Below are 13,871 nucleotides of genomic sequence, written 5' to 3'. Positions count from 1 at the left end.
CTCAAATGAAGATTTTGAAGGTTTGGTTAATTTGGCAAAGAAGAAGTTCTAGTTCTCGATACAATTTTAAAGTAGTATGTTTATAGTTATAAATTGAATTTGTAATTACTTTAAAATCACTCGAACTGATCCTTCGATAAACTCAGGACAGGCTTTGATACAATTTTAAAGTAGTATGTTTATAGTTATAAATTGAATTTGTAATTACTTTAAAATCACTCGAACTGATCCTTCGATAAACTCAGGACAGGCTTTGATACAGTTTTCATTTTCGTCACTTCGAGTTGTTTTGCAAGGATGGTTATAGAATAAAGGAAGAATAAAATAGCAAAACAGTATCGAGAAGCATTTGATAGTGGTTCTCGATACACCTCCGTTGCACTTCGGTACTCGAACTGACGGTGTGTGTTGTTCGTCACTTCGAGTGATTTTGTGTAACGCAGTGAAACAAAATTGTACCTGCCTACGTTAAGTAGGTCTTGAAGTACTTTTTCATCCATTTTCGTAGTAAAAGTACGTAAAAACAAAATGAACTAAAAAGCCCCAAAACACTACAACTAGCAGGTTTTTTATTAACAATTTTACGTATTTGTTTAAAAACAAAACTAAAAAAAAATCAAAAAAAGTTGAAATATTTTAAATGATGTTCTACTTTTATCAAATAAATAAAGCGATTAGCTAGAACTGATCGAGGTTTTTATCAAATTATAACTCAATAACTACAGGGTGCTAGCCATAAAATTATTGAGTTTTTTTCTGCCCTTTAGTGTCGTTTTGCACTAAAAAAAATCATATTTTTTGAGCGTATTCTATAACTTATTACATAAGTATGTTGTATTATTTTTGAAATTATTATGTTTTTTTAAATTTGCTTAGCTATTGTGAAAAACTGCTTATCAATTTAAGCAAACTTCTTAGCTATTTTGTGAAATTGCTTAGCAGTTTTAGCAAACTACTATATCAATTTTTTTAAAAAAAAGCATAAAAAAACCTCGGTCGCTAGAACGATCGAGGTTTTCATCAAATCAAATTAACTACAGGGTGCTAGCTCGCTTGTAATTTAAATTCCAACGTTTTAAGCATTTTGCGTAAACGTTTTGCTGGTCTAAAATTCAAATGTGCCGAAGTAATACAATTACTGTTTACTTCCTCTGTAAGGGCTTTCCCTTCAGAACGGACACCAATTTGAAAATTACCCAATTCACCAAACTGTACAATTTTACCTTGTTCCAGTTCATCAATCATGTTCATTTCCAATGCACGAAGTACAGCCAAACAATCTGGTACACGTACAGTACATTGGTTAGACACTAAATATGCCAATCGCTCAAAATCTACTTTGCCTGTAGAAATGGCATGGGCATAAAACTTTGGTACCGCAGTATCATCTTGCGGATTTTTTCTAGAAATAGATTTTACTTCTATCATAATTAAAAAAATTAACCTGCTTCTTAGTTGAAGCATTGATGTAAAATTAATTAGAAAATAAAACCAATTTATCTTTTTAACCAATTAATAATTAACATTTTGATGTTGAAAAGTTATTCAATTTTTTTTAATTAAAAATGTGTCAATTAATTATTAATTCTTTAAACAAGAACAATTTTTAATTTTTTTTATTCAAAAAATTATGCTGATACTTTTTTTAAAACAAAACCATAAAATTTTTTGTGGCAATTTTTAATTGCTATTTTTACAAACGTAATTTTTTAAACATTTGTTGATTGATAAAAAAATATTTTTGATTTCATCAAACCAACAACCAACAACCAATGAACACTCCTTTAGTATCCATTATCATTCCCACCTATAACCGTGCACATTTAATAGGTGAAACATTGGATAGCATTATTGCACAAACCTATACCAATTGGGAGTGTATTGTAGTTGATGATGGAAGTACAGACAATACGGAACAATTGTTAAACGATTATTGTAAAAAAGATACACGCTTTCAATACCATCATCGTCCTAAAGAGAGACCAAAAGGAGCGAATGCCTGCCGTAATTATGGCTTTGAGTTAAGTAAAGGCGAATATATCAATTGGTTTGATAGTGATGATTTGATGCATTGTGATAAACTTTTAATTCAAATTGATGCTTTAGAAAGTTCAAATTTTAATTTTTCCGTTTGTCAAAGTGTTTTTTTTAAGGATGATATACATAATATTGAAGGGCTTAGAAGTGAAAATATTATTTCAGAAACTATTTTTTATGATTATATGACTCAAAAAATAGCTTGGTTAACACAAGCCCCAATGTGGAAAAGAAATTTTTTAAATAGTTTATCTTTTTTATTCGATGAAGAGTTACAAGCAGCACAAGAATGGGAGTTTCATTGCAGAGTTCTTAGTGTTTTTCCAGAATATCATACCATCAACAATATTTTGGTTTTTTTAAGAAAACACAATCAAAGTATTACCTATAATGACAATGATAATAACCGACAATGGTTTTATTTTTTGGCAAGAAATAAAATTTATAAAAATTCGATAATTAAGAAGGATAATATTACAAAATTGTATCTTCAAAATTATTTATTATCTAATTTTAAATTATTTGTTATAAACCGGCAATGGTTTGCAGCTTGGTTTTCTTTAAAAAAATTTATATTAGTTGAAAACGAGTTTAAATTGATGACAAAGTTAAATGCATTCTTAGGTTTTATTTCCTATAGTATATTTAATAAAGGATATTATTTTATTAAAAGAGTAAAATTTATAAAATGAATCCATTAATTTCCATCATAATACCAACCTACAATAGAGCTCATTTAATAGGAGAAACTTTAGATACTGTATCGGCACAAACCTATACTAACTGGGAATGTATTGTGATAGATGATGGTAGTACAGATGCTACAGCGGAGCTGTTAGAAGATTATTGCAAGAAAGATGTGCGTTTTCAATATTATAAAAGGCCAATGATTGGATTAAAAGGGCCATCCTCTTGTAGAAATTATGGATATAAGATGTCTAAAGGTAAATTTGTAACTTGGTTTGATGATGACGATTTGATGTATCCAAGTGCACTAAAAGATAGAATTGAATTATTTGAAATTAATACCGATGTAGTCATTTGTAAATTACAGTATTATAATTTTGAAGATGCTATAATAATTGATGAAACTAATATAATATCAGATAAGCCAATAGAAGATTATTTGATAGGAGATGTAACTTATTTTGTTTCAGGGCCAATTTGGAAAAGAAGTTTTCTGGAAAAACAAAATTATTTATTTGATGAAGCTATATCAAATTTAGATGATTGGGATTTTAATTTACGAATGCTATATGCCAATCCTAAAATAAAACTACTAAATAATAGTCTAATTAAGTATAGAATACATAATGATTCTTTAACAAAGCAATTAAAAAAAGAAAACTTTGATGAAATAGTATCTGAATGTAAAGCAAGGCTAAAGCATTTAAAATTATTACTATTTAAAAGAAATATTAATTTAAAGAACTACTACAAGTTTGTATGTGTTAGAAGTAAAAATTATTTGTTAAGAGCACTCCTTTCAAAAAATGATAAAAAGTATTATATATATATAACGCTTTTAGTATTTCAATTAATGTCTCATGATTTTAGTGGTATATTTAAGGCTATTTTTGGATTTACTAGTTATTCAATGTTTAATAAAGGTTATATTTTTTTTAAAGGATAGTATGCTTATGGCTAAAAATAAATTTGAAATAAATAACCTAATTAATTTTAAGAATTAGATTTTACTAAAACAATGAAAGTTAAAAAAAACATTTTATTTATATGCTGGTCTATAAATGTAGAAAAAGGTATCGGAACTTTTTTTTGGGAACAAGCTGGGCTTTTAAAAGATGATTTCAACGTTAGGTTATGTGTATTTAAGAGGAATGTTATTGGTAGAAAAAAGCACTATTTTGGAAATAATAATATAGTATATTCAAAAGAATTTACGCCTAATAATATTGAGCTAGTTACTTTCCAATATCCATACGTCGAAAAATTTTCAAAATCTAGAAATCTAGAAATATATAATAATTTTGTAATACGTTCTTTTAATGAGCTTTATAATAATATAGATTTAATTCATGCGCAATGTGTTTTTAATGCAGGTATTGAGGCTTTTTTTATTTACAATAAATTTAATATACCTTATGTACTTACAGAGCATAATCAGTTTAGTTTAAGACATAAAAGTATAGAAGAACAACAATTAGTACATAAGGTTTTGGAAAAAAGCAAAGAAATATTGGTTGTAAGTGATGATAAAACTAGACAATTTATAGCGAATGGATTTTTTTATAATTTTTATAATGTGGGAAATTCAGTTAATTCAACACTTTTTAATACAAATGGAAAGGAAATGAAGGGGGAGGTGTTTAAATTAATTACCATAGGTGCATATCATCCAATAAAAAATCAAAAATTTATTTTAAATGCATTAAAATTAGTAGATGAAAAGATTTCAGATCAAATAGTATTCACTTGGATAGGCTTCTCTGGATGGGGAATAGATAAAAAAAATGAAGTTGAAGAATTAATTAACACATATAATTTTAAAAATATAATTGTAGAGTTAGAACCTAAATTAAATAGAGAACAAGTTTCAATTAAATTGAAGCAAGCAGATCTTTTTTTATTCAGTAGTTTAAGTGAAGGAATGCCTGTTTCTGTTTTGGAAGCTTTAGCCTGTGGTATTCCAGTTTGTTCAACAAATTGTGGAGGCGTTGATGAAGTTATTAATAGCAATAACGGTTTAATTGTTAAAATAAAGGAGTACGAAAATATGGCAAATTATATTATGAAGTTAATTAATAAAGAAATAGAAATCGATGACAACAAAATTTCTGAAGAATTATTGAGTAAGTTTGGAGAAAAGTCTTTTAATGATAGAATCGTAAGTATTTATAATAATATATTAAATTAAAAATTTAATTAAGACATTTTCATGAAAGTTACGGTTTGTATGATTAATTATAATCAGGAGGAGTTTATTAAAGAAGCCATTGAAAGCGTTTTAATGCAAGAATGTGATTATGATTTTGAATTATTAATAGCTGATGATTGCTCAACGGATAATTCAAAGAATATTATAAAAAATGTAATAAAAAGCCATCCCAAAGGCTATCTAATAAACCTTATTCAAAGAGAAGATAACTTAGGGATGACTCCTAATTTTTTTGAAACATTAAAAATGTGTAAAGGCGATTATATAGCACTTTGTGATAGTGATGATTTTTGGCGAGATAAGTATAAATTACAAAAACAGTTAGATTTTTTAGAGAAAAATAAAGATTACGTAGTAAGTTTTCATGATGTAACTTTATTTGATGAAAATAGTAAAAAAATAAATCGAAATTACATTTTAGAAGAAGTTAAAAGAGATTATGAAAGTAATGAATTAGTGTGTGGTGCGTTTTTAATGCCCGTAACTATGTGTTTTAGAAATGTAATAACTAATATACCACATGAGGCTTATAAAGTAACGAATTGGGATGTGTTTTTAATTAGTTTGTTAGGTGAGTTTGGAAAGGCAAAGTTTATGAAAAATATTACTCCTGCAGGTTATAGATTACATCAAAATAATATAAGCGGTACACTTACAGAAGTAAATAAGAACTATCAGAGAAAAGTTGTTTTTTATTATCTCTTTAAATTTTATAAAAGAGTTAAAAAAAATAATATTGCATATAATTATTTTTTAAAATATAATCGTGCAATTAAAGAATTAATAGTACATAGTTTAAAAGATAAAAATAGATTAGAATTTTTAAAATTGTATTTCAGTTATTTATTTAGCTGCATTAAACATGGTTATTTTGAAAGGATGGCATATATTACCAAAGATGTATTAAAGTTTACAATCAAAAAGTATGAATAAAGGTTTAATCTCTTTTGTCATTCCTTGCTATAATGATGCTCAATATATTGATCAGGCTGTAAATTCGGCCTTGAATCAAACTTATTCACCAATTGAAGTGATTGTTGTTGATGATGGATCGAATACAGAGACAAAAGCAATTTTAAAAAGTATTGAGCCCAAAATAACAAAGTTAATAACACAAGAGAACAAAGGTCAAAGTACAGCTAGAAACGTGGGGATTAAAGAAGCAAAAGGAAACTATATTGTTACCTTAGATAGCGATGACTTTTTTGAACCAACCTTTTGTGATGAGGCAATAAAACTTATAAATAATAATATGCAAATAAAAATTGTTACTTGTAATACAACTATTTTATATGATGAAGGAATGACAGAATTATATATTCCTAATGGAGGGGAGGTACAATCGTTTATATTTAATAACTGTGCATTAGGAAGTTCATTATTTAAAAAAGAAGATTGGGAAAGTTGTGGAGGTTATGATGAAACTATGAGGAAAGGCTTTGAAGATTGGGAATTTTATATTCGAATTTTACAACAAGGAGGTTATGCAAAAGTGATTCCGAATACTCTTTTTAATTATAGACGTAGAGCCAATTCAACTACAGCTAGGGCAAATAAAAATAAATATGAATTGTTAAATTATATATATACAAAGCACAAAGAACTTTATATTCAAAATTATGAACAGTTGATATCTCATTTTTTAAATAGTATAAAGCGAGAAGAAATAGAAAAAATTAAAAACACACAAAGAATTGAATTTAAAATTGGAAAAGCATTGTTAAGGCCTTTTCGTTTTATTAAAGCTTTAATGAAATGATTCATAAAGTTTCAATCATCATGGCAACCTACAATAGAGCACACTTTATTTTAGAAACCTTGGAGTCTATTCAAAAACAAACGCATACCAATTGGGAATGTTTAATAATTGATGATGGAGGTACTGACAATACAAAAGAAGTTATAAAACCAATTTTAGATAATGACAACCGATTTCAATATTTACAAAGATCAAATGCCTATAAAAAAGGCTTGCCAGGAAGTCGTAATTATGGCTTGGACTTGGCAAAAGGAGATTATATCATATTTTTTGATGATGATGATATTGTACATCCCCAAAACTTAGAATTGTGCGTAAATGAATTAAAAAACAATCGATATCAATTTTGTAGATATTTAAGAGATGTTTTTTTTGATAAATTTGATATAGATTTTAATTTGAGTAAAGTATACACATCATATATTATAGGTATAAACGATATAGAAAAGGTTTTGAAAAATGAACTTACTTTCAATTCTTGTGCTATTATGTGGAGAAAGGAAGTGTTTTTAAAGGATAGGTTTCAAGAACATTTAATGTATGCCGAGGAATGGGAGTTGTATTCAAGGTTGCTATCCAACAACATTAAAGGAATAACCATTGAAAAATGTCTTTTTTATGGAAGGAAACATGCAAATTCCAATACAGGTGAATATTTTTCGGGTAACCTTACTAGAATAACTTCAAAAAAAGAAGCAATAAAATTAGTGACTCAAAATTTACAGGCAAAAAATCTTTTAAATAAAAATATATTAAATTATTTAGCAGGTTTTGCAATTACTTTTCGCGATACACAATTGTTAAAAGATATTTTAGATATTTCAAAAATTCCCTTTATAAATAGCGTATTTTTGACTTTTAAATTTTATAGGTACCCTATATGGTTGCATTATAAGAAAATTGAAAAAAGATTAAAGAAATGAATATAGATTTAATAGCAGGAGCTCGTCCAAATTTTATAAAAATAGCACCTCTTATTGATGCCATAGAACAGTCTAAGAATAATGGTTTTGATATAGATTACAGGTTAATTCATACAGGACAACATTACGATAAAAATATGAGTATTCGTTTTTTTGAACAACTAAATATTCCAGAGCCACATATAAACCTTGGAGCGGGTGGAGGTACGCAGGCTGAGCAAGCGGGAGCAATTATGAGAGGCTATGAAAAAGTGTTGCTAAATAAAAGTACTGATTTGTGTGTTGTAGTTGGTGATGTAAATTCCACCATGGCCTGTGCAATTGTAGCAAGGAAAATGGGAGTAAAAGTTGCCCATGTTGAAGGAGGAATTCGTTCTGGAGATATGACTATGCCTGAAGAGATTAATAGAATAGTAACAGATAGTATCACTAATTATTTTTTTACAACAACTAAATTGGCAGGTGAAAATTTAAAGAAGGCAGGCGTAAATGAAAATGCTATTTTCTTTGTTGGAAATACGATGATAGATACCTTAATGAAGTTTAAATCATCTTTTCGAAAACCTATATTTTGGGATAAATTAAATCTAGAAAATCAAAATTATTTTTTATTGACTTTGCATAGGCCTTCAAATGTAGATAATGAAAATAGTTTAAATAATTATTTGGTAGAAATATTAAAAAACACATCTGATTATCCTGTAATTTTCCCTGTACACCCCAGAACAAAGAATACATTAAATAAAATAGGTTTTTCAAACAAACGATTGTTTCTAACCGAACCAATGGGGTATCTAGAGTTTAATTATCTTACAATGAATTCTAAAGCAGTAATAACTGACTCGGGTGGTATAACGGAAGAAACAACTTTGATGGGGGTTCCTTGTCTAACTTTACGGGATAATACTGAAAGACCTGAAACTGTTGATATTGGAACAAATGAGTTAATTGGAACTAATCCAGAACAATTAAAACTAGCTCTAACTAAAATATTGAATAGTACTTGGAAAAAAGGAGGGATTCCAGAAAAATGGGATGGGAATACGGCTCAGAGAATAGTTGAAATCCTATTAAAATTAGGTTGATAGTTTATGAAAATAGAAAGGATTTTAATTATTTCCGACTCAATTGATGTAAATGATAGCAGTGCCTCAAAAGGTAGAGTAGCTTTAATTAACAATTTAAATTCTTTAGGGTATCAGTTAAAAGTATTGCACTTTACTCAAAAGATAATTAAATTGAACGGTATAGACTGTATTTCGATACCTGAAAAAAAATACAATTTAACCTATTTGCTAAGTCGAAGTCAGCGTGTGTTTACACGATTCACAAAAATAAATTTCAATCCATTTATTGAACGATTACTCGGTTTTTCGTTTACTTTTTTTAATGATACCAATAGTATTAAAAAAGCCATTTTAAAAGAAATGGATTTTCAGCCAGATTTGGTATTAACATTAAGTAAGGGGGCTAGTTTTAGATCACATTATGCGGTGTTGCAAATTCCAGCATTACATGCTAAATGGATGGCTTATGTGCACGATCCCTATCCCTATCATTATTATCCACGTCCTTATAATTGGGTAGAATCGGGTTACCAGCAAAAGGAACGTTTTTTTAGAGCGGTTTCAGAAAAAGCAGCTTATAGTGCTTTTCCGAGTGAATTATTAAGGGAGTGGATGGGTAGCTATTTTCCCAACTTTTTAAAAACAGGGGTAGTTATTCCTCATCAAAATTCGGAGGTTGGTTTTACAGAAAGTGAATTGCCTGAATATTTTAATCAAAGTAAATTCACGATTCTTCACGCTGGGGCATTAATAAAACCTCGATCACCAGAGGGATTGATAAAGGGATTTAAATTGTTTTTAAAAAAGAACATTGAAGCAAAAGATAAAGTCCAACTGATATTGTTGGGTAATGCAAGTTATCATAAACAATTATTGGATATCTATGCAAAAGAACTCCCACAATTGTATTTTAATAATAAAAATGAAAAGTTTAATATAGTTTACAAATTGCAACAAACTGTTTCTGTAAATGTAATTTTAGAATCAAAGTCTGAAATCAGTCCTTTTTTACCGGGTAAATTCCCACATTGTATAGAGGCAAACAAACCTATTTTATTGTTAGCACCATTTTACAGTGAAACAAGGAGATTGCTAGGAGATGATTATTTTTATACTTCTGAAGTTGATGATTCAATAAAAATTTCAATTCTTATTGAAAAGTTATATAATAATTGGTTAGTGAATCCTAATTCATTAAAACTAAATAGGAGAGACTTGAATAATTATATATCAGAAAACTATTTAAAAAGTGTTTTAGAATCAATCAAAAATAATAATTAAGTTAAAATGAATAATATTACTTTAACAATAGCTACTAAGAATAAATTGGATGAACTTAAAATTACATTAGAAAGTTTAAAAGAAATTATTCTTGCTAAAAAGGTAGACTGTATTATTTGTGATGATGGTTCGACAGATGATAGTATAATAGAGTATTTAAGAGAAAACTATCCGATGATTCTTGTTTTAAAGAATAGAAAATCTAGAGGAATTCATTTTACTAGAAATTTAATGTTTTCAAAAGTTAAAACTCCCTATGCACTTTGTTTAGATGATGATGTTAGTTTGCTGACATGTAATTCATTAGGGTTGATAGAGAATTATTTTGATAAAAACCCAAAATGCTCAGTAATTGCATTCCGAATTTTTTGGAGTAAAAAACAACCAATTACTATGATTTGTAATGAAGATAATGAGAGAGTAAAAAGTTTTGGAGCAGGTGCTTGTGCTTGGAGAATGTCTTATTGGAGAATGATACCAAATTTTTTAGATTGGTTTATGTTTTATGGAGAAGAAGATTTTGCGGCTTTTCATTTATATAAGAAAGGTTTAGAGATTCATTATGTCCCTGATATTTTAGTTCATCACAGAGTTGATGTGAAATCTAGGAAAATGGAAAGTGATTATAAATTACGTTTACGTAGATCTTTAAGATCAGGTTGGTATTTGTATCTGTTATTTTATCCTTTAAAATTAATACCTCGAAAATTTTCATATACCTTATGGATGCAACTAAAGTTAAAAGTTTTTAAGGGAGATATGAAAGCATTAGTAGCAATTTTTTTGGCATTGTTCGATGTTTTTTTGAATTTACCAAGGTTGTTAAAAAATTCGAATCGATTGTCAAGTTATGAATTTGAACAATATCAAAAATTAACTAATTCAAAATTGTATTGGATTCCAAAATAGAAATGAGTTAAAATTTAAATAGTAGTTTGAAAAACTTAGGCTTTAGTGGAATTTGATTTGAAATTATAGTTTAATTAAAATAATTCGTTGAAAATTAAAATGAAAACATTCATTATTGCAGAAATAGCACAAGCACATGAAGGTGATATAGGGATTGCGCATCAATATATTGATGCTTTAGCAACTACAGGAGTTGATGCTATCAAGTTTCAAACACATATAGCTGCTGCTGAAAGTAGTGTTTACGAGCCTTTTAGAGTTAAAATGCCTGGTAGTGATAAAACACGTTTTGATTATTGGAAGCGTATGGAGTTTTCAAGAGCTCAATGGAAAGCGTTAAAACAACATTGTGATGAAGTTGGATTGGAATTTATGAGTTCGCCATTTAGCAATGCTGCCGTTGATTTATTAGAAGATATTGGCGTAAAGCGTTACAAAGTAGGGTCTGGTGAAGTTTCTAATTTTGTATTACTTGAAAAATTGGCACAAACTAAGAAGCCTCTGATTATTTCTTCGGGGATGAGTTCCTTTGCTGAATTGGATAGTACTGTTCAGTTTTTAAAAAAACGACAAGTTGAGTTTTCTATTTTGCAATGTACTACTTCATATCCTACACTGCCTGAGCAATGGGGGTTAAATGTGATAGCAGAGTTAAAAGAAAGATATTCAGTTCCTATAGGTTTTTCAGATCATTCATCAACTATTGAAGCGTGTATTGCAGCAGTTGCTTTGTGTGCTGAAATTATTGAATTTCACGCGGTGTTTGATAAAAATTCATTGGGTCCAGATGCAAAATCTTCATTAACTATGCCTGAAATAGTTCAGTTGGTAAAGGCAGTTAGCGCAATAAATACAGCTCAAAACAATCCAATAAATAAAAATGACAATGCATCGTTTTCAGCCCTCAAACAAATTTTTGAAAAATCCTTGGCAGTGAATAAAGATTTAAAAGCAGGGCATATACTTACTTTTGATGATTTAGAAACTAAAAAACCCAAAGGTTATGGTATAGATGCTGCTAAATTTGAAAGTGTTATTGGTAAAAAATTGTGTAACAATTTAAAGCAATGGGATTTTTTAAATGAAGATGATGTGTCTTCGACAGGCTCAGACTGGTCTTCGACAGGCTTAGACTGACAGGTGGTTTAAATAGAAAAAAGCTGATTAAAAACCTTAATGTCACACTGAGCTTTTCGAAGTGGGGTCTGTCTAGGTGAGCTTTGATAATGAAAATATAAAGTGTAGTAGGTCTTCGACAAGCTCATACTGACAGTGAAAAGGAAATATACAAGTCTTCGACAAGCTTAGACTGACAGGTGGTTTAAATAGAAAAAAGCTGATTAAAAACCTTAATGTCACACTGATTTCTATGACAAAACCAAAGGATTTTTATAAAATTCTTGATTTTTGATAACGGCAAAAATACGATGAATAATTTTGTTTCTTACAGCATTCAATACTAGCATTTTATTTTTGCCTTCATTTACTTTTCTAAGGTAATAAACTCTTAAATCATTGTTAAGTCTAATGGCGCTCATAGCACCTAAATGCAATACAGCTTTGGTTGGTTTATCTGCAAACATTGACACCCTAGGCTTTCTATAAACCGAAGTTCCTGATTGATATTCAAAAGGAACCACTCCAGTATAGCAGGCCATCTTTCTTGGATCTGTTATTTTAGTAAAACCCTCAGTTTTAGCAATCATTGTCCAAGTTAATATCTTTCCTACACCTGGCACACTGCTAATTAATTTGGCTTGTTGTTTTAGGATAGAGTCTTCATTTATTATAGTCTGAATTTTTTGTTCAATCAATTTTATTTGCTTGACAATTTGGTCTATAAATTGTTTGTTTAGTTTGGCTAATTCTTTGTCAAGGCCAACATCTTTCATTAGTTTATAATCGTGTTGTTGTTTTAATAGACGTCTTTTCATTTTTATTCTAGAAGTACGTTCTGTTATGAATATTTTTAGCTTTTTAATAGCTTTAGGCGTGGGCTTCCAAAGCGTTAAATCTTCTTTGTTTTTTTCAGTAAATAAACAGATTCTATACGCATCTGTTTTATCATCTTTACCCCTAACTAAGCCTAAACTTTTAGATAAATGCAAAGGGTTCAATACATATATTTTAAAATTAAATTTCGGTAAAACTTCAAATAAATTCCAGTTATATCTCCCAGTGTTTTCCATAGCCACTATAACTTGATTTTCTTTATATACACGAAAGAATTTAAGAATAGCTTTTTGTGAGTTTTCAATTTCAAAATGGGAAAGTTCTTGACTTTCTTTAACGCAGATATCTAATGTTTTACTGCTAATGTCGATACCAATAATAAAGTTTTTCATAAATTTGTTATTAAGTGAAACAGAATAGAGAAATCATCAGTTACTTAACTCCTTAATAATGGGCTTTAAATCCCGAATTTCTATTTGAGTATTTGATGAGCAGAGAAGTAAAAGTCTAAATCAGGACACGAGAATAAAATCTCAGAGCGCATGTCATAGTTTACTTTTACTTCTTTTCTCTTTCTAAATTTAATTAAAATTCCTTAATGCAAATCTAAAGGAGCCTGTCGAAGTGGGGGTCTGTTGAATTGTATTTTGATAATGAAAATATAAAGTGTAGTAGGTCTTCGACAAGCTCAGACTGGTCTTCGACAAGCTCAGACTGACAAGGTGGGTTAAATATAAAAAATGCTGTTTAAAAACCTAAATGTCACACTGAGCCTGTCGAAGTGGGGCTGTAAAATAGTAAAAAGCTGATTAAAAACCTTGATGTCACACTGATTTCTATGACAAAACCAAAGGATTTTTATAAAATTCTTGATTTTTGATAACGGCAAAAATACGATGAATAATTTTGTTTCTTACAGCATTCAATACTAGCATTTTATTTTTGCCTTCATTTACTTTTCTAAGGTAATAAACTCTTAAATCATTGTTAAGTCTAATGGCGCTCATAGCACCTAAATGCAATACAGCTTTGGTTGGTTTATCTGC

Annotated in this window: 12 protein-coding genes and 1 pseudogene; 10 read left to right on the top strand and 3 right to left on the bottom strand. The window is 28.9% G+C overall.

The genetic code is table 11. From position 1 onward, the window contains the following. Positions 1 to 1,044 precede the first annotated feature (1,044 nt). Positions 1,045 to 1,428 carry an HU family DNA-binding protein gene (locus tag EC396_RS11040; RefSeq protein ID WP_129366751.1) on the bottom strand — a complete coding sequence of 128 codons (384 nt, stop codon included), beginning with the start codon at positions 1,426 to 1,428 and terminating at the stop codon, positions 1,045 to 1,047. 344 nt (positions 1,429 to 1,772) lie between these two features. Between EC396_RS11040 and EC396_RS11035 the strand changes: the two genes are divergently transcribed. The 10 genes from EC396_RS11035 to EC396_RS10990 all read left to right on the top strand — a co-directional run bounded on the left by EC396_RS11035 (position 1,773) and on the right by EC396_RS10990 (position 12,009). Next, the gene (locus EC396_RS11035; protein WP_129366750.1) at positions 1,773 to 2,729 is read left to right on the top strand and encodes a glycosyltransferase family 2 protein; all 957 of its coding nucleotides are present in this window, start codon (positions 1,773 to 1,775) and stop codon (positions 2,727 to 2,729) included. Further along, entirely contained in the window at positions 2,726 to 3,670 is a 945-nt protein-coding gene (locus EC396_RS11030; protein WP_129366749.1) for a glycosyltransferase family 2 protein, read from the top strand. The genes EC396_RS11035 and EC396_RS11030 overlap by 4 nt, the downstream gene beginning before the upstream one ends. Positions 3,671 to 3,742: 72 nt before the next feature. Next, positions 3,743 to 4,912 carry a glycosyltransferase gene (locus tag EC396_RS11025; protein ID WP_129366748.1) on the top strand — a complete coding sequence of 390 codons (1,170 nt, stop codon included), beginning with the start codon at positions 3,743 to 3,745 and terminating at the stop codon, positions 4,910 to 4,912. A gap of 21 nt (positions 4,913 to 4,933) precedes the next feature. Beyond that, positions 4,934 to 5,866, top strand: a complete 933-nt coding sequence (locus tag EC396_RS11020; protein ID WP_129366747.1) for a glycosyltransferase — start codon at positions 4,934 to 4,936, stop codon at positions 5,864 to 5,866. After that, positions 5,859 to 6,692, top strand: coding sequence for a glycosyltransferase (locus EC396_RS11015; RefSeq protein WP_129366746.1), 834 nt, complete (start codon positions 5,859 to 5,861; stop codon positions 6,690 to 6,692). Before EC396_RS11020 ends, EC396_RS11015 begins: the two co-directional genes overlap by 8 nt. Beyond that, on the top strand, positions 6,689 to 7,615 hold the full coding sequence (locus EC396_RS11010; protein WP_129366745.1) for a glycosyltransferase family 2 protein: 927 nt from the start codon (positions 6,689 to 6,691) through the stop codon (positions 7,613 to 7,615). Before EC396_RS11015 ends, EC396_RS11010 begins: the two co-directional genes overlap by 4 nt. After that, entirely contained in the window at positions 7,612 to 8,700 is a 1,089-nt protein-coding gene (gene wecB, locus EC396_RS11005) for a non-hydrolyzing UDP-N-acetylglucosamine 2-epimerase (RefSeq protein WP_129366744.1), read from the top strand. The genes EC396_RS11010 and wecB overlap by 4 nt, the downstream gene beginning before the upstream one ends. A 6-nt stretch (positions 8,701 to 8,706) precedes the next feature. Further along, the gene (locus EC396_RS11000; RefSeq protein ID WP_129366743.1) at positions 8,707 to 9,963 is read left to right on the top strand and encodes a UDP-glycosyltransferase; all 1,257 of its coding nucleotides are present in this window, start codon (positions 8,707 to 8,709) and stop codon (positions 9,961 to 9,963) included. Positions 9,964 to 9,969: 6 nt separating this feature from the next. Beyond that, positions 9,970 to 10,872 carry a glycosyltransferase family 2 protein gene (locus EC396_RS10995; RefSeq protein ID WP_129366742.1) on the top strand — a complete coding sequence of 301 codons (903 nt, stop codon included), beginning with the start codon at positions 9,970 to 9,972 and terminating at the stop codon, positions 10,870 to 10,872. Between the two features lie 99 nt (positions 10,873 to 10,971). Next, complete coding sequence (locus EC396_RS10990; protein WP_129366741.1) at positions 10,972 to 12,009, top strand: N-acetylneuraminate synthase family protein; 1,038 nt, start codon at positions 10,972 to 10,974, stop codon at positions 12,007 to 12,009. A gap of 230 nt (positions 12,010 to 12,239) precedes the next feature. Here the strand turns inward: EC396_RS10990 and EC396_RS10985 are convergent, their stop codons facing one another. Both EC396_RS10985 and EC396_RS10980 read right to left on the bottom strand, forming a co-directional pair. Continuing rightward, positions 12,240 to 13,217: an IS110 family transposase gene (locus EC396_RS10985; protein WP_129366718.1), complete on the bottom strand. Its 978-nt coding sequence runs from the start codon at positions 13,215 to 13,217 to the stop codon at positions 12,240 to 12,242. A gap of 444 nt (positions 13,218 to 13,661) precedes the next feature. After that, positions 13,662 to 13,871, bottom strand: a pseudogene (locus EC396_RS10980) (IS110 family transposase); the annotation flags it as partial.

The organism is Lutibacter sp. HS1-25 (assembly GCF_004121075.1).
Classification (GTDB): Bacteria; Bacteroidota; Bacteroidia; order Flavobacteriales; family Flavobacteriaceae; genus Lutibacter.
Note: the sequence above shows the minus strand (reverse complement) of the source record. Positions and strands in the feature narration are given on the sequence as shown.